11 protein-coding genes are annotated in these 18,012 nt (G+C 45.8%); 1 reads left to right on the top strand and 10 read right to left on the bottom strand.

All coding sequences use genetic code 11. From position 1 onward, the window contains the following. The 8 genes from FD04_RS12250 to secA2 all read right to left on the bottom strand — a co-directional run. The coding region (locus FD04_RS12250; RefSeq protein ID WP_169790173.1) for a KxYKxGKxW signal peptide domain-containing protein at nucleotides 1-2,830 on the bottom strand (2,830 nt) is incomplete at its 3' end. A gap of 144 nt (nucleotides 2,831-2,974) precedes the next feature. Then, a complete protein-coding gene (locus tag FD04_RS12245; protein ID WP_054702791.1) occupies nucleotides 2,975-3,820 on the bottom strand; it encodes a hypothetical protein in 846 nt (281 codons plus the stop codon). After that, nucleotides 3,810-5,246, bottom strand: coding sequence for a glycosyltransferase (locus FD04_RS12240; RefSeq protein ID WP_056949104.1), 1,437 nt, complete (start codon nucleotides 5,244-5,246; stop codon nucleotides 3,810-3,812). The genes FD04_RS12245 and FD04_RS12240 overlap by 11 nt, the downstream gene beginning before the upstream one ends. After that, nucleotides 5,246-6,007 carry an accessory Sec system protein Asp3 gene (gene asp3, locus FD04_RS12235; protein ID WP_056949101.1) on the bottom strand — a complete coding sequence of 254 codons (762 nt, stop codon included), beginning with the start codon at nucleotides 6,005-6,007 and terminating at the stop codon, nucleotides 5,246-5,248. Before asp3 ends, FD04_RS12240 begins: the two co-directional genes overlap by 1 nt. Nucleotides 6,008-6,347: 340 nt before the next feature. Next, nucleotides 6,348-7,937, bottom strand: a complete 1,590-nt coding sequence (asp2, locus tag FD04_RS12230; protein WP_056949098.1) for an accessory Sec system protein Asp2 — start codon at nucleotides 7,935-7,937, stop codon at nucleotides 6,348-6,350. Further along, nucleotides 7,934-9,514, bottom strand: coding sequence for an accessory Sec system protein Asp1 (gene asp1 / locus FD04_RS12225; RefSeq protein WP_054702773.1), 1,581 nt, complete (start codon nucleotides 9,512-9,514; stop codon nucleotides 7,934-7,936). Before asp1 ends, asp2 begins: the two co-directional genes overlap by 4 nt. Before the next feature lie 17 nt (nucleotides 9,515-9,531). Beyond that, nucleotides 9,532-10,749 (bottom strand): hypothetical protein, encoded by a 1,218-nt coding sequence (locus tag FD04_RS12220; RefSeq protein WP_082603246.1) that lies wholly within the window; start codon nucleotides 10,747-10,749, stop codon nucleotides 9,532-9,534. 12 nt (nucleotides 10,750-10,761) lie between these two features. Beyond that, a complete protein-coding gene (gene secA2, locus FD04_RS12215) occupies nucleotides 10,762-13,164 on the bottom strand; it encodes an accessory Sec system translocase SecA2 (RefSeq protein WP_338055724.1) in 2,403 nt (800 codons plus the stop codon). Between the two features lie 104 nt (nucleotides 13,165-13,268). Between secA2 and FD04_RS12210 the strand changes: the two genes are divergently transcribed. Then, on the top strand, nucleotides 13,269-13,463 hold the full coding sequence (locus FD04_RS12210; RefSeq protein WP_054702767.1) for a DUF4044 domain-containing protein: 195 nt from the start codon (nucleotides 13,269-13,271) through the stop codon (nucleotides 13,461-13,463). 556 nt (nucleotides 13,464-14,019) lie between these two features. Here the strand turns inward: FD04_RS12210 and FD04_RS12205 are convergent. Further along, nucleotides 14,020-15,534 (bottom strand): glycosyltransferase, encoded by a 1,515-nt coding sequence (locus FD04_RS12205; RefSeq protein WP_056949096.1) that lies wholly within the window; start codon nucleotides 15,532-15,534, stop codon nucleotides 14,020-14,022. 90 nt (nucleotides 15,535-15,624) lie between these two features. Continuing rightward, the coding region (locus FD04_RS12200; RefSeq protein WP_156660477.1) for an Ig-like domain-containing protein at nucleotides 15,625-18,012 on the bottom strand (2,388 nt) is incomplete at its 5' end.

Raw genomic sequence — 18,012 nt, 5'->3', positions numbered from 1 at the left:
TTACTGACGTTGAGCCAGACTCACTAACTGAGATTGATTCTGAGTTACTCAACGATATTGATGTCGAGGTTGAATTACTTAACGACGTTGATGTCGAATCGCTTACTGATGTTGAACCAAATTCACTGACAGAAGTCGAACCCGAATCACTCAACGACGTTGATGTTGAGTCACTTACTGACGTTGAGCCAGATTCACTGACAGAAATAGAACCTGAGTTACTCAACGATGCTGAAGTTGAATCGCTTACTGACGTCGAGCCAGACTCACTAACCGAGATTGAGCCTGAATTACTAAATGATGTTGATGTCGAAGTTGAATCACTCAGCGACGTTGACGTCGAATCGCTTACTGATGTTGAACCAGATTCACTGACAGAAATAGAACCCGAATTACTCAACGACGTTGACGTTGAGTCACTTACTGATGTTGAACCAGATTCACTGATAGATATTGAACCTGAATCACTCAACGACGTTGACGTTGAGTCACTTACTGATGTTGAACCAGATTCACTAACAGAGCTTGAACCTGAATCACTCAACGACGTTGATGTTGAATCACTTACTGATGTTGAGCCAGACTCACTAATCGAGATTGAGCCTGAGTTACTCAATGATGTTGATGCCGAATCGCTCACTGAAGCTGACGCAGACTTACTACCAGACGTAGAAGTAAATCTAGAAAGGCTGGTTGAATCATGAATCGAATTAGACACCGAATCGTTATAACTTGTGAGCTCACTCTCAAACAAACTATTTGATTCACTCTGTGATAGCACACCACTCACTGATTCACTTGCAGAACCGCTTAATGAACTACTTATAGATTCACTAGTGGAGAGGCTAGTTGATGCACTTAATGACTGACTCTTAGATGAACTCAATGAACTTGATGCAGACGTGCTTAAGGATTGGCTGGTTAATATACTCCTTGAATTACTTAAGGATTGACTCACAGCAGCACTAACCGACTCACTAGCAGACAAGCTGGTTGAACCGCTAAGTGAACTGCTGGTAGACACACTCGTTGATTGACTTGCCAATGTACTTGTTGACGCGCTGGTCGAAGCACTTACAGAAGTACTTAATGAACTGCTCGTTGATTTGCTGGAAGCAACACTACCAGACAAGCTTGACGAAGTAGATACCTGCGTAGAACTACTCAAAGAAACACTCATTGAGCTACTGCCAGATAAACTAGTTGAGGTCGAATTACTGTTATAAATACTGCTAGATGTTGAAACGTTTGTGGACGTACTCGACGATGTTGAGGTTTGAATGCTCGTACTTTTCGATGAAACACTCGAAGTACTAACCCAGGTCGAAGTACTAGCGCTATCGACTGTGGAAGTTGACTTTGAAGTGGCAGTACTTGAAACTTCATACATCGATTGTGAAGTCAATCCGAGCGCAATTTGGCCAGCATTATACTTAGTCGCAGTGATATTGGGGCTTGAGCCTGACCCAGCAAGGTTAATGACGATGACTCCGGTTTTAACAGTCGTACTTGAATAATTTCCTTGATTAATCAGCGCATCAATAATGTCGGCTGTTTGATCAACACTAAAAGTTACGCTTTGTGAACCAGAGCCAGAAATTGCAACGCTTGCAATCGGTGTACTTGAAACGGAAGAAATCGTGGTGATACCAAAGCCACCAGTTTGAGTGACTGTGGTTACATCCAGTGAAGTATATGATGAGGCAGCCGAAAAACGAATTTGAAGTTGGGACTGGCTTGAAAATGCGACAATATTACCGCTGGAATTCACATAGACATTCGTCCAATACATCGTGAAATTTGGTGACCATGTACCAGTTGAGGAACCAACTTGCGTAAATGTGGTCACTAAAGTGCCACCATTCATAGTCGTTGGTAACGCAGTTGTTGTTGCAGCCGTTGCCGATGAATAAGTTAACTGAACTGGTAATCCAGTTAAATCATACAAGGCCACGCCAAGGCTAGAGGGCGTCAAAGTACCATCGCTTGTACTTGAACTAGTTGAAGCTGGAGTAACACCCGCAGCAGTTGCAATTACGATTGACGTAATATCATTGGTTTTAATGTAATCACTAATATCGCTTAGTTCGGCGGTAGTGACATCCACATTGCCACTTACGTTAATCGTCATGACATCGTCATTGGTCGTCACGCTAGTAGCGCCCGTGAATCCAAGTGAACTGGTTAAATCAGTCGTGGATGAAGTGGCAGCAAGTGCCGCAGCTTTGATCAAACCACTGGTAGACGTCACACCGTTACTAAGTGAGGTCGTAGACGTAGCAGCTGAATCACTACTATCACTGACTGAGTCGCTTGCACTGGCACTATTACTCTCAGTTGTGCTTTCAGTGGTTGAAATTGAATCACTCGTACTGGTCGATGTACTACTTGAGTCACTTTCACTGGAAGTACTATCGCTAGTCGTATTGCTTTGCGTCCCACTGGTAGTTGTACTCGTGGTATCGCTGGCTGAAGTACTATCCGTTGAACTCTCAGTGGTACTTTGAGTCGTACTGTCAGAATGACTTTCCGTGGTACTCTCAGTCGTACTTTCCGTTGTCGAAGTAGTCGTAGAAGTGGCGGGAATAGTCGTTTTAGACTGGGTCGCCAGTACCTTACTATCATCAACTTCTTGACTTACCGTTTTATTGCTCGCACTGGACGTATCAGCTGACGCCTTCGTTGACACCGTAAAACCTGCTGTTAAGCCAAAAATACCAGTAAAAGTCGAGATGGCTGCATAAGCCCAATTCTTACCATCCTTAAACATCTTGTAGTGTTCTTTACTGTTGTTTTTGATTAATTTATTATTCTTTTTGCTAAAATTCACTATTCGCCCCTCCTCGCTACTTTCCTGTTTAGTGGTACTCAATTAAATTTAGCCACATTCTCTCGCCATTATATGATTTATCGCATGCTTTGTCATTTAAAAACTGATTATTTTTTTATTATGTTACATATAATCTAATCAAATTCAAATTAAATCAATTTTCGTCGTATTCTCAACTTGTGATTGAATCAGTTGCAACGCATTATTATCCATTTTTACTGTTTGTATAAACGGTAACTCATTGTTCAAAATTGCACGAAGATTACCCTTAACTTTCCCGTCTTCATCTACAGGTGATTCTTGTAAATACAAGCTATTATCAGAGTGGGTTTTCTCGAGTACATTCAACTCTAAACCCATGTAAGTAATATTGATTTCATCTCGTTTACTCATCATCTTGCCTAACATGTCCGTGAGAAATGCCTGCACGCTATTGTAGCGATATTTAACGCTACCATCATCATTTTCAACGGTCACAAAGTTCACGACACCGTCATAGAAGTAGTATCGAATAACCGGTCGTTCACTCTCATCATAGAAAACAATCTCGTTGACGTCACCACGCGTGTAAAAGATGCGGCTATAAAGACCACCATCAAAGGTATACTCCTCAACAAAGTCTGGCGTACCATCTGTGTTGGTGTAATGAACTTCTTTAACCGCTCGCCGAGTATTTGCATAAAGGATTACGGAACCAATTCGCTCACCTTCACTAATAATCGAGATGGTCCGATCCTTATTCATAAAAATTTCAGCCCCGGAAACGGTTGGAATCTCGTTAAAAAATAGGTACCGGTCAGCGTGATAATGTCGCTTAGTCAGCCAATCAATCAAGTTAATACCATCAATGCCTTCCGCCTGTAATAAACCGTAAAAACCAGGGTTGGGTGCTAAAGTCAAAACCTGTCCGCCTTCTGCTAACAGGCGCTGCTTTTGCTGCTCCCAATTAGCCGTACCTGGTCGAATCATGTTTGTCAGTTCATAGCGCATGTAATAACGCCTCCCATTCCTTGGCAATATTGGCATCACGATATTTATCAATGCCTGCTTGGGTGTTCTTGTGCAACGTTGTGTAATCAGCAGCTAATAAGCGTTTAATACCACTAACTAATTGGGCGACGTTATAGGTCTCATCACCCCGTTTGAAGTCCTGTAAAAAGCCATTTTCACCATCACGAATTAATTCAAGTGCCCCAAACCGGGCTTTGAAGGTGATGACTGGTAACATGGCGTTTAACGCTTCGATGTAGGTTAATCCAAACCCTTCCGAATAAGACGCCGAAATAAATGCATCGTATTTTGGATAGATTGTTGCTGGTGTATGGGTTTGTCCCTTTAACTGAACATAAGCTTCGGCGTGACCCGCATGAATCACGTCTTCTAGATGTTGCTGCTCGCCACCCTGACCATAAACGTCAAGGGTAATTGCCTCACCAGCATCATGAAGTTGTGTGACTGCTTTAATAGCAAAATCAATGTGCTTTTCATCCGCCAATCGTGAAATTGAAACTAGCTTCAACGGCACCCCACGTTTGTCAGAAGTGTGCAGTGCTTGCTGATCACGAATTCCACCAACCGGAATCGTGACAAATTTATCAGCATCTTCCGGAAAATCAATCAGTAAGTCCTGGCGCTGAAGTTCCGTTGCCACTACAACGCGGTCAACGGCCTCAAGGTGGGTCAGCATGTACTCATAGTAATTGTTCCATAGCGGGTGTGTAGGATCATCACGATCAGATAAATGATCGGCATGGATTACCTCAACGATGTGAGCACCCTCAGGTCGGTGATTGAGCAACGCGGCTTCTGTAATCTCGTCACGGTCAATAATAAAGGTGCTATCGCCTTCAAAAGCGGCATCCAGCTGCGTCAAAAAATACCGCTGTAACATCACTTCATTCCGAAAGAATAAGTGGCGACCATTTTGGTTAAATAAATGAATGTTCAAAATAACGTGATTTTCGTGGTCGTCCTCAATGGTTTCAAACGTTGCCCGTCGTTCACCGGTCACTTGGTTATACAACTCAACTCGCGCCGTGCTCACAATTAAGATGTCACCCTTTGTTGCTGGGTATTTGACAAAGTGGCGCACGATGTGAATGCCCGAGTCCGTGATTTCATCCTGTTTTCGGTTGGTGTTGGTATCATCAATCACCATCTGTGAAGTTGCTGATACAGCGTTGGTAACACCGTGTTTAAGATAGTCGTCGCCTAAGACGAAATACTCCCACATGTTGATCACATTTTGATTTTTAATGTGCCACTTAGCCATTGCAACGTGCAATTCAGGCACCAGATCCGTAAACACGAAACGATAAGGCAAGCCTGCCTGTTCGAAGCGCTTTGCCCGGTAAAACTCAGCGTGTTCAACGCCAGAGTTGCCGATACCCATTGCCCGATTTAAGAAAAAGTTCATCATCTTAAAACCTCCAATTGATGTTGATGACAGAGGTCCAAGAAGGTATCAAATACCGACACCGGCTGGTTCCCCCAAGTTAATACGCTGACCCTTCGAGCTGTCTTTGGTTGAATTGCAAGGACGCGTTGCATTAACGCCTGCAGTTCTGGCAGCATCTCTGGTCTATGTAACATGTCGCTTGAAAAATGATAAATAATGGTTGGCCCTTCGCTGGCAACTGGGAAATTAGCAGTCGTGCCACTTTGCTGTGCTAACACGACAGTTATTGGCGCTTGGTTTGTTTTAGTCACTGTAACGAAAGGCGCATCAACAGTAGCTTGAGCTTTAAGCGCAACTGGCATCAAAACAAGTCGTTTAAACACCACTCGGTCATGATTGGTATTCATTAAACAAATGCGATAATCATAGGCGGAATCAGTCATTTCAAAGGTACCGCTAAGGGACTGATAAGTCAGTTGCTCCAGACTGTTGCCGGCCGCATCCAGTAGCTCAACCATGGCATACACACTATTAGCTGGTAAAACATCCGCCTGCATGTCAAAGGCATAAGTCTGGCCTCGTTGAAGCAACGGTAACTGCGGTGGCACCAAGTAACCCTTAGTTGTGCCTTTTGATGACCACGTATAAATTGGTAGGCCAGATGGCATCATCGGTGCATGGTAGTTGACCCGACCATCGCGCTCAAACGTGACTTGCGCACCATAGTTATAGGCTTGTTTTAATGCACGTTCCCAGTGCATTACGTGGACCATCTGCATACTTTTTCTCCCTTCACACCAATCATCTTAGTTCAAAATATTTTCCGACTTTGCGCCCTTTCGGTCACTACCACTCCGGTAAACGGGTGGGGCTGGTTGCTGTGGGACCTGCTTCAACCGCTACGCGTTTTACGCATCGATTCTAAGCCTCACAAAAACGGTGAGTCTTAGAATCGTCCAGTCCTTGTAACCGGTCCCCCGTTTACCTCCGTTCTCGTTACGTTGTCCAAGTATGAAATTAACGTGGTATGAGCAAGTTACGATTGAGTTGCCAACATGATAGTAACTGAAAACCACTTACACGCTCTATAAGTTCCACGTAAAAATAGCCTAATGACGCTCACTCAGAAGTCGGATTCTCCGGCATCTTCAACCGCGGGCGCGGACGGTTAAAATCAGTCCAGAGCAAGTTATTATACTGCGCTAAAAACCATTTAACGATGCCGTTGGTGTCGTCGTTATGTCGCCCGGTAAGCCCCTTATAGAGCACTTTGACGTTTGGAAATCGCTGTCGCAGTGTCCGAAATAGAACTTGGAATGCCTCACCGTCGTAATCGTCTTCTTTCATGTAAGTAATCGCAAACGTCGTGTTTTCAAAGTTCCCCTGACCAAATTGACGCCAAAAACGAAGGTTAAGTTCATCCACACCGAGACTATCTGCTCGCCCTGTTTGCCAGAGTAAAATATCTAGTGATGTTGGGAATCCGCCAGGTCGCTTGATTCGCTCATTTTTGGCAACGGTTCCTAGGTTAACCAGTGGCTTACCGACAACTACTGCGTGTGGTTTCAACCTGGCAGCATAATATAGCGCACCATAAGTGCCCATCGATAGCCCTGAAAGTATCAGCTGATCATTGTTAAAATGCAGTTGATCAAGTCGTTCTTGAATCGCACGGACTAAGTCGTCTTCGAGTTGTTGACTCCCCATATAAAAGGCGCCACCGGAAATCCGTGGATCGCCAATCACCATGAACGGTGAACTGAGGTTACGCATCATGAAAATGGCTTCAAAGCCTTCCGCTTCACGATACCCGGAAAAATACACGTTTAACGGCGGTTTAAGATCACCAGGGTTGAAATAGACGAGTAACTCACTGCCCATATTTTGACGGTCAACCAATCGCTGACCGCCCGCCATCAGCTCACCGCGGTCGTGGCGTGAACGACGAAAGTGACAATTACCAAGCCGAATGACGCCCGCGCCACGAGCCCAGACCGTCACTTTGCAAAGCGTGAGTTCATTGTAGACCGGTAACGCGAAGGGGACCTGAAGTTCGGCAAGTGTCTTCGTGATTACCGCTTTGATTGTGTTGCGACCATCATAAGATATCATGTATAGCTTAAAACTAACTTCAACATCTCCACTGGTTACCGTTGCTTCTGGTAAAAAAGTTAACTGCCAGTCAGCTGGTAGCGTTCCAAAAGATTCCCAGCTCGCAATTTGCCGTGATTGTTGGCCGAAACTGGCAGCGAAAGTTAACCGATTATGTCCCATTTGGTGGACATCCTCTAAAAAGGTCGGTTCAATTATCAGGTCATCAAAAAGTAATTTTTGTCCCATCTGCGACCCGAAATAATCCTGATTAATCAATTTGGCGACCGCAGCTGGATCGCGTAACGAAATTGGTTGCGCCCCCTTCTGCTCGAAAAGTGCAGCAATCGCTGCTGGTAACGTTAAGTTTTGATCGTAAAGAATTTGATAAGCGGGTAAATTCTGAACCAACGCCAGATCAGTTAACAACGCCGAACCAGCACTGACCAAAAAAATGGCAGTTTGGTACGTCTGCTTAAGCAGTTGATTAGCAAACGGGGCCTGCTTATCAGTCGCGTCATCATAGTGATCATTAGCGACATACTGATACTCAAAATCGGGACTTAAGTGTGATGCCAATGGCACTTTTAAGCCACCAACCTGAACGACATCAATCATTTTTTGAGCACCTCCTGCCACTGCTTAATTAATTCACGATCTGCAAACCGTTCGATTTTCGCCACGTTGTACACCAGCGCCTGATTCCAGTTGTAGAGGCCTTCTAAGTAAAAGTTGACACCAGCAGCCAGCTCCTTGGGATTGTTCACGACGCGGCCGTTACCATCATCCGTCACGTACTGCGTTTTCAAGTGAACGAGTTGTGGCACGCCCGCACTAATCGCTGCCAGTTGAACAAAGGGATCAATTTGATCTGCCAAATCAATCAGCAACCGTGCTGTGTGCAGCGTTGATAGAATAGTAGCATGATCATCTCGTTCACGAATTACAACCCGCAATAGTACCTTGGCTGCTGATTCAAGTTCTGACCAGTTTGCGGCCTTTTGTAATTGTTTGATCTGCGCCAAATTCGTCACTGGTGTTTCATCACGTTTGGCCTTCAAGTATGCCACCGCAATTTTCAAATCGTCGTGCCTGTCCGCAACGTTAAACTGACCATCAATCAACTGCATCACTTGTGCCTGCGTGACATCAACGGCACTGTCCATGCTGGCGACCAAAACCATTTGGTCATGGGTTAACAAACAGTCAAATAACGCGGTCACCGTCACTTGGCGATCATGCTCACTCAAATTTTCCATTCGCCAGTAAACAATCATGTCAGATAATTCATTACTAATACCAAGGTTCAAGTCAGAACCATAGGGTGAAATCAGCCTGATCGCCTTTTCTGTCAGCAACGCCCAGTCCGTCATCGCACGTTGAATACCACGGCTAGCCGCAATATCGGTCGCGACCACTTTAGTTGAAACGGCTGTGAGCAAGTGTAACCAGATATCATTGGGATCAATTTTAGTTTCCGAAGAAGCAATCACCAAGTCATAAGTGTGCTTCGCTAAAATCTTAGGAGTCGGAAAGTCAAAGTCTTGCCGATAAATCACCAATAACTTGGCATCTGGTTCCTGCTCAAGTTGTTTAGCGCAGACTTCATCCAGCAAATTATGAAATTGATCATAGTGCATGTGCTCAAACCGGCCACGTTGACTTGGGTCAATCTGGACCCCATCTTGCGTTATCGTCAAAATTAACTGACCGAATTCGTTATACAGTGTCGTACTTGATTGTTGATCTGCGTCAAAAGTAATGCGCCGTGACATAAAGCCACGATCATCGTAGGTTTCGGACTTGCTTAATCGGCCAGTAGGATCGTAATAGTCCACTTGGTTGAGATAGTGATCGTAACTGTAACGGCAGGTCGCAAATAGCACATCTTGTTGATAAACGTAAGTAAGATCTGGGGCCGCCAAAAAGTTCACATCGGCCGGCCACAGCAGATCAAGTCGATCAGCCGGAGCACCATCCTTTAGCCCAATACCAGCAATCGCGTCGTAGGCGTTCCACCAAGGACTCTCTAACAAGCCAATCTGGTGCAATCGATGACGCAGGTCGGGCAGAAAACTCACCGTGCACAGCGTAAACGGCTGCTCAGTCCGGCGTAGTAAGTCAGCAATATTGGCCGCAATGTCTTCTTCAAATGCGACTCGGTCGTTATCCCACGGAGCTAAAATGTTGATCATCGACTGCCACGCCTTTCCTAAACTAATTCGTACTGGCCCTTCAGATATAGAGCGTTAACTTGATCAAAAATATTATCCAAAATCGTAATGAGGATAAATAAGCCACTGAAAAAGAAACTCAGATTACCATAGCCCGGTTTATAGAGCCCAATAATTAGTGGTACCGCGGTTACAAGGACTAAAAAGCAGTTACCAACAAAAATCATCCGCATCAGCCGACTGGTCAAGTAACGTTCGGTATCACGGCCTGGTGCCACGTCAAAGATGTAGTCACCGGATTCTTTTAGCGTCTTAGCGGTCTCAACCGGTTGAAAGTTCATGTAGCCAAAGCCGTAACCCAGCAAACAAACCACGACACAATAGGTCAAAATACCACTTAAAGTATGGTAAGAGAACAGTGTGTTAACTAAGTAGTTCGCAAATGCACCACCGTCGATACTTTCGTGACGTAAATAAGTCGGTAGCACAAAGATCGACATCGAGAACATAAACGGCATAGCACCACCCGGTAGCACTCGAATTGGTAGGTAGGATTTGCCATAGGTGTTGATAATTCCCGTTCGTTGCACTTCGATTCGCCGTTCGCCACGGTAAATAAAGAGCGTCACGACTAGAAACAATAACGTGGCAACCACCAGAAAAATTGAGCTACGCACGGTGAAGATAAAATGGTCACTGGTGTTCACACCATTTTCGAGCATGTTGGGCAGATTTTGAATCACCGTTGGTAAAATCAGGAGCACGGCCCCACCGATACCCCGTTCAATATTTAAATCAGTCAAGTGGACGACCAGCATGGCACCAGCCACCAGGACCGTGATCAAAATGATCGTACTATCAAACTCAGTCAGGAGTTTGATTGGTTTCATGGTTTTGCTGATCATCACCGCCATCTGAATGGCTTGCGCAATCGCAAACAGCAGTGTTAGTCCCCGCTGAATCAGATTTTGCGTGCGTTCCGTTAAGTGGCGGGTTGCCTCTTGGTCCACCATGCTAACAATCGACCAAATAATTTTAGCGGTCATATAAGGTGCCACCCCTAGCGAAAGCAACGTTGGCGCGTTCATTTGACCACCAGTAGCGTACGCGAAAAATTGCAACGCCCGGTTCTTAGCCAGTACGGCGGTCGCACTATTTAAATTGACGACCGGAATAATCAGCTGACGGCCAACCTCCATAATGAGCAAGATCAGCAGGCTCCAGCAAATCCGGTAAATTAAGTTTCTTCTATTCATCCGTTCGTCCTATCATGGAAATTCAACATCAATCGTCCCATCTGGTTTCATGGCAAAAGTCGACAGCATCAGGTTACTCAGTGCAACTTGCCAAAAGGCGTGGGTCATTTGCTCAAACGACGAGCGTGCATCGCGTTGATACTCATAAATTGGGTTATGGGCGCCACGAGTTCGGCTATTGACCACCTGTCTGAGCTGTTGCAGGTTATCCACCTGCTCGATCCAAGCGTAATCGACGGCTTTTAAAATCGCTAATCGTTCAAAATACAAAAATTGATCGTGATTCAGAAACTCATCGTGTTGAGCAGTCAACCGTTTTGACACCACCTCTAGCAAGTAGCGCTTCAGTTCGGCTCCACCAGCTTGCCAAGGTTCCCATAACTGAGAACGGTCGTAATTGTAGTCAACGTGGTTAAACAAATAATCCAGCACACTTTCAAAGCTTAGTGGCTGTTTAACCGACGGTGTTAGAAAAGTTGTCAGTGCCCGCTGAATCAATTTGTCGACTAACTGATCTAAATTTTGATCTGCCATGACCCGATCACGAAACTGGTAAATTTTCTCCCGTTGTAGTCGAAAAATTTCGTCAAACTGCAACGTCATTGCCCGCGAACTACGTTGATCGTTCTCAGCTACACCTTGGACGGTCGCAATCAAGTTTCGGAAGCGTGCTTGTTTGATTGGTGTCCCAAATTCACGTTTTTCATCCTGTAACTGATCTTCATAGCGATGACGCGCCCGTTTAGCCCAACTGGGACCATTTTCTAACACAACTTTGTCCTCAAGTGAGGCGTAAAAGACACTTTCGCCAGGAGCCCCTTGGCGTCCTGCACGGCCCTTTAACTGTTGATCGATTCGGCGGCTAGACATGGGCTCAGTTCCAACCACAAGTAGGCCACCTAATGCCGCAACGCCTTCACCAAGTTTGATATCGGTACCACGCCCAGCCATGGAAGTGGCAACCGTAATTGCGCCGGGCTGGCCCGCTTCAGCAATGATTGCCGCTTCCTTGGCAATACTGTGGGCATTCAACAAATTATGGGGAATACCTTCTTTCAATAATACATATGAGTAAAGCTCTGACATCGACACGGACCCGGTTTCAATTAAAACGGGGCGTCGCTTGGCATACGCTTGTTTAATTCGGTCAACAGACGCGTAGATTTTCTCTTGGTTCGTCACGTAAAGCTGATCCGGTCGTTCCTTTCGAATCACTGGTCGATGCGTAGGAATCTGAATGACGTCTAAGTGGTAAGTTTCGCGAAACTCCCGAACATCCGTGATGGCGGTCCCAGTCATGCCAGAAAGTTTGTCAAACATCCGGAATAAATTCTGGTAGGTGATAGAGGCCATAGCCCGCGATTCGCTCGAAATCTTCACACCTTCTTTGGCCTCGATTGCCTGATGCAATCCAGCGTGCAGTTTCATTCCGGGAAGCTTCCTGCCATTTTCCGTATCGATCAGCGCAATCTCGCCATCGTCGAGCACATAGTCTCGGCCACGATACATCAGGTAATTAGCGCGCATCGCCAACACCATGTGGCGATACAGTTCTGCCCACTTCGGCGACAGTAACCCTTTGATACCAAAAAAACGTTCAATCTTCGCAATGCCGCGCTTAGTGAACCAAGCACTTTTGGTATCGTCGCTTTCTTCAATGTCCAGCCCGTCACCCACCTCAAGTAGCTTAACCAATCGATCTGCTGATTGATAGTAGTTGGATTGAACCCGTGGTGCACCCGAAATCACCAACGGAATGGTGGCCATGTCGAGTAACACCGCATCGATTTCATCCACCAACGCATAATGAAAGCCGTGTAGAAACTGATTTTCTTCTGTCGCTGCTAGGTTATCCATTAAGTAATCGAAACCCAGTGCACTGTGGGTCGTATAGACAATGTCAGCCTTATAAATTTCGGCCTTGTCCGGGGTGGCATTTTCCGTTTCATCAACTGTTTCGTTAGGTGCACCGGAACGAACCGTCAAGCCCAGCCACTCGTACACCGGTCCCATCTCTTCGGCATCCCGGTTAGCCAAGTAGGCATTAGCCGTTACTAAAAAGTTACCTGGTCCGGTGAGGCCACACAAATATAAGGGTAGCGTTGCGGTCAAACTCTTACCCTCACCGGTCTTCATTTCAGCGATATCGCCGTAATACAGTACGATACCACCCGTAATTTGGTTGAAAAATGGGGCTAAGCCAAGCACTCGCTTGTCGGCCTCGCAAGCCACCGCAAACGCCTCTGGCAACAGTGAATCGAGCGTCGCCCCCTTCGCAAGTCGCACACGAAAAATTGCGGTTTGTTGCTGCAATTCCTCATCGCTCATCTGGGAATAGGTTGGCGCTAGCTTCATAATCCGTCTAGCCAGTCGTTCGTACTTTCTTAATATCGGTCGCTTTAATTTCATTGGCATACTGTCACCTACCCTTGTGCTAGTATGGAAATCGTCCCTTTAACGTCAAATTTAATCTCCATTCAATTTGACACTCCTATTAATTCCACTATATTATACTAGGTATGAATAAACAAGATAAGAAACTCCTCGATGATGATATTCAAAAACGCTTTGATCACGAAAAACAGTTCGTTCACGATCCGGACAAACGGCGTAGTGGCTCACAGACGATTAACCTCGTGATTGCCGTGGTGATGGGGATTGCGGTTGTTGGTGGCTTGGTCTATGGGCTGTTGTCTACGCTTGGTTGGGTGTAGTTGACGAATAGTGGTCAATATGATTGTTACTGCCACTACCACTCCGGCAATCAACGGTACCAATTGAAGTGGGACCAGCTTCAGCCGAAAAGCACGTCTTCCGCTTCGCTTCTGAGCCTTGCAAAAATCACAAGTCTCAGAAGTCGTCCGTGCTGTAGGCGCTAAAGCGCCAACAGCACCTTCACCACAACTGGTGCCGTTGATTTCCTACGTTCTCGTTACATTGCTAATGTCTAAAAAACAGTCATAATATCTGACCTCACATGCGTGGTCACGATGTTATGACTGTTTTTCTGCTCTCATTATTTTATTCTTCACAATAGTGTTTTTAACAGCAATCGTAGTCGAAAGTTACCAGAAATCGAAGGCTTGCCGTGAAATGACAGGTGGGCTTTTTCCACCTGTCAGGGTCGAATTGAAGACCCGCGGGATTTTTGGCGGGGCTTGAATTCGAGGTTCGAGACCGCACTTCGGCTCGAACCGACCCCACGGCAAGCCCTCGATTTCGGGTAACTGGAGACGAAAGTCTCAGCAAGTTAATTGAAGCGTAATAACACTATCTCAACCCAAGTGCGTCAATCACTTTTTGCCACATTCGCCAAACGGCCGTCTGCGAGTATCGACGAGCTGATTTAAAAGCGTTGCGACTCATCATTCGCTGCCATGATCGATGTTTTAGTAGGCCGCCCAATTGCTTAGCAGCTAACTCACGGTTGCCAACTGGGACCAGATACCCATTACCCCCGTTTTCAACGAATTCATCTGGGCCATAATCAAAATTATATGACACCACCGGTACGCCACGCGACATTGCTTCATTTAAAACTAAGGCCGTTCCTTCACGTTTACTCGTACATAGCAACGCATCGTAATGATCAAACAACGGTTCAAGATCTGCAACATAGCCGCGGAAGTGAATACAATCCTCAAGCTCTAGTCGTTGAACAAGTGCCAGCAACTTTAAATAGTAATCGTGGTCAGCTTCAACTGTCGTCGAAGTATCACCATAAATATCAAGGGTCGTTTCCGGGTACTTTAAATGAACTAGCCGAAAAATCTCAATCCCTTCTTCGAACTGTTTCACCGGTGAAATACGACCAACCATTAGAATTCGAGTACCCGGCTTATGGTCAACCGGTTTCGGAACGTTATCAAAATTGACGTCTCGAACAATACTCATGCTGGCATGATAAATCGGAAGTGAACTGACGAACTGCTGCAACGCCGCCACTTGTTTAACAGTGGACGCAATCAACCCATTCCAGAGGTCTAGGTGAGCAAACAAATCGTTATAAAGCGGATTGATTCGACCGTCTTCTAATTGATGGTTAGTGTGAATAACCGCTAATTTTGTAGTCTCAGTCGTCATTGCTTGCAGCACCGGTCCCGCTTTCGATACCCGATCCGCAACAAAAACCGTCTGAGTAGCGTGCTGATTCAATGTATCTAGGAAATATGCTTGGAGTTGTAATTCGGAGTCAAACTGCCGGACTTCGTTTGCCAAAACCAGTTGGATTGATTGTAACTGCGATTGTCTGCCATGTTGATAATCAAAGGTGAGACAAACTTCACCGGCCTGATTGTAATAATTAGTCTGACGTAGCGTTGTCCGACCATCTTCGCTAGAGTAAGTTCGCTCACGGGCAACATAACCTAGGCAACTGTAGTCTTGCACCTTAACTTGGTGTTCTTGATCATCAAAATGCCGAACGGTGACAACCCGTTCTTGCTCGTCCACTTCAACTTGGGCATTCAACTCACCATCCTTATAAAAGCGAGTTGTCTGATCATCAGCTGAATTAGCAGCAACGCCATCAATATGAAGGTCGTTTAGCTTAACCACCGTGCTTTGGTGATAATCAATTTGGCACAGGACATCATACAGATTGATCACTTGATCTGCATCGACGCCCGCAGCCTTCGCATTTTCAATCAGTGCTGGACTGAAGTCAAACGATACCAACTTTGCTGAAACCCCATTGGCCGTAAATATCCTCAAGCGTTCGACTTGTGCTCGATCAACGCCGTTTAATTTTGCTGGTGTGCCCTCTGAATTGACAAAGTAGTACATGGAAGTCCCCCAAATAACCTAAGATTTATGTAAGGAAGGCGCGACAATATCGCGCCTTCCAAGTGGTTAATTTAATGGAACTCAATTAACCTATTCGTCCGAATCTTCACGCTTCTTGAAGCCAAGTGCCATGCCAAGTGAAGCCAAGATGCTGCCAAGTGCAACCAAGATTGCGCCTTGCTCTGAACTTTCACTGGTTTGTGGAAGCTTACCTTCCTTAGTCGTGTTGTTATCGGTATGTGTCGAAGCACTCACTGTGTTAGCCTCTGCGCTTTGACTTGTTGCTGTACCATTGCTTGCTGCGGTGGTATTAGCTTCTTCAGACGTACCCTCTGTACCAGAGTTGGTCGTATCACCATCACCAGTAGTTGAGGATGAGCCATTCGAAGTGTTATCAGTATTACCAGAGTTACCAGAATTACCGTTCGTCACAGTCGTATTAGCGTCCGTGTCGGTTCCGGTTGTGCCAGTGGTCGTGCCTGTAGTACCAGTATTACCAGTCGTATCAGTTGATGAGGCCGGAATTGTGACTTCAGTTCCTTTGCCACCTACTGGCGTAATGGTAATCGTGTCACCAGGGTTGACCTTACCATCTGGAATCGTGATGTTAATGTTACCATTGCCATCACTCTTACCAGTAGCAATCGTGTTACCCTTTGAATCCTTGATGGTGACGTCAGTATCTGGTGTCGTCTTACCAGTTACGTCATAGCCACCCGCTGGATCCTTCGTTACATCAACGTTCGTCACATCATTTGGCACCTTAACTTCGGTACCAGTGCCACCGTCTGGTGTAACTGTTACAGTATCACCTGGTTTTACAGTGCCCTTTGGAATCGTAATCGTAACGTTACCGTCGCCATCACTCTTACCAGTAGCAATTGTATTACCGTTTGGATCCTTGATTGTTACGTTAGTATTTGGCGTAGTCTTGCCAGTTACGTTGTAACTATCATCTGGATTCTTGGTGATATCAACGTTGGAAACATCGCCTGGTACGGTAATCTTAGTATCATCGCCACCCTTAGGCGTTACGGTGATCACATCACCTGGTTTAACTTTACCATCAGGAATCTTGATAGTGGTCTTGCCATTCTCATCAGTGGTGCCTTTGCCAATCGTCGTACCGTTTGGATCCTTAATCGTTACGTCAGTTCCTGGTTTCGTTGTGACATCTACGTCATAACCGCCATTTGGATCCTTCGTAATTGTGGTGTCCGTTGGTACAGTGACCGTGGTATCATCGCCGCCCTTAGGACTTACGGTGATAGTATCGCCTGGCTTAACAGTGCCATCAGGAATCTTGATGATTGTCTTACCATTGTCATCTGTTGTACCAGTGCCAATTGGGTTACCATTTGGATCCTTAATCGTTACGTCAGTTCCTGGCTTCGTTGTGACATCTACGTCATAGCCGCCGTTTGGATCCTTCGTAATTGTCGTATCCGTTGGTACGGTTACCTTAGTGGTATCTCCACCTTCTGGTGTTACGGTGATGACGTCACCTGGCTTAACTTTCCCATCTGGAATTGTGATGGTCGTCTTACCATTCTCATCCGTTGTACCAGTGCCAATTGGGTTACCATTTGGATCCTTAATCGTTACGTCGGTTCCTGGCTTCGTTGTGACATCTACGTCATAACCGCCATTTGGATCCTTTGTAATCGTCGTATCCGTTGGTACGGTGACCTTGGTATCATCGCCACCCTTAGGCGTTACAGTGATGGTATCACCTGGTTTAACCGTATCCTTTGGAATCGTTACGTCGATGTTACCATCGCCATCACTCTTACCTGGAATTGTGGTACCACCTGGTAATGTCACTGTTACATCAGTGTTTGGCGTCGTCTTTCCAGTGACGTCATAACCACCTTCTGGGTTCTTGGTGATATCAACATTAGTAGCGTCATTTGGCACAGTTACTTTGGTACCGTCACCGCCTGCTGGCGTTACCGTGACAACATCACCTGGTTTGACCGTGTCCTTTGGAATTGTGATATCAACGTTACCATTGCCATCACTCTTGCCAGTCGCAACTGTCTTGCCATTTGGATCAGTAATCGTTACATCGGTGTTTGGCGTTGTCTTACCAGTAACGTTGTAACTATCATCCGGGTTCTTGGTAATATGAGCATCTGCCACGTCACCTGGAATCGTCGCCGTCGTACCTTTGTCACTGCCTGTTGGCGTTACCGTAATGGTGTCACCTGGCTTGACCGTGCCCTTTGGAATCGTGACAGTGATGTTGCCATCGTTATCACTCTTGCCTTTGACAGTTTTTCCGCTTGGTAATGTCACTGCAACATCCGTATTTGGCGTCGTCTTTCCAGTGACCGTGTAACTGTCGTCTGGATTCTTCGTCACTTCAACATTAGTTGCGTCACTTGGCGCCGTCACCGTAGTGGACTTACCACCGTCTGGTGTAACCGTTAAGGTTTCACCTGGCTTGACAGTCGTACCCGTTACCGGAATATCAAC

This window comes from Secundilactobacillus odoratitofui DSM 19909 = JCM 15043 (assembly GCF_001434895.1).
GTDB lineage: Bacteria > Bacillota > Bacilli > Lactobacillales > Lactobacillaceae > Secundilactobacillus > Secundilactobacillus odoratitofui.
The sequence above is the reverse complement of the archived record's forward strand: the minus strand, read 5'-3'. Positions and strand labels throughout refer to the sequence as shown.

Excerpts from the sequence above, each read along its gene's own strand:
- FD04_RS12245 (WP_054702791.1), bottom strand. The coding sequence starts at position 3,820 with ATGCGCTATGAACTGACAAACATGATTCGACCAGGTACGGCTAATTGG.
- FD04_RS12240 (WP_056949104.1), bottom strand. The coding sequence starts at position 5,246 with ATGAACTTTTTCTTAAATCGGGCAATGGGTATCGGCAACTCTGGCGTT.
- asp3 (WP_056949101.1), bottom strand. The coding sequence starts at position 6,007 with ATGCAGATGGTCCACGTAATGCACTGGGAACGTGCATTAAAACAAGCC.
- asp2 (WP_056949098.1), bottom strand. The coding sequence starts at position 7,937 with ATGATTGATGTCGTTCAGGTTGGTGGCTTAAAAGTGCCATTGGCATCA.
- asp1 (WP_054702773.1), bottom strand. The coding sequence starts at position 9,514 with ATGATCAACATTTTAGCTCCGTGGGATAACGACCGAGTCGCATTTGAA.
- FD04_RS12220 (WP_082603246.1), bottom strand. The coding sequence starts at position 10,749 with ATGAATAGAAGAAACTTAATTTACCGGATTTGCTGGAGCCTGCTGATC.
- secA2 (WP_338055724.1), bottom strand. The coding sequence starts at position 13,164 with ATGCCAATGAAATTAAAGCGACCGATATTAAGAAAGTACGAACGACTG.
- FD04_RS12210 (WP_054702767.1), top strand. The coding sequence starts at position 13,269 with ATGAATAAACAAGATAAGAAACTCCTCGATGATGATATTCAAAAACGC.
- FD04_RS12205 (WP_056949096.1), bottom strand. The coding sequence starts at position 15,534 with ATGTACTACTTTGTCAATTCAGAGGGCACACCAGCAAAATTAAACGGC.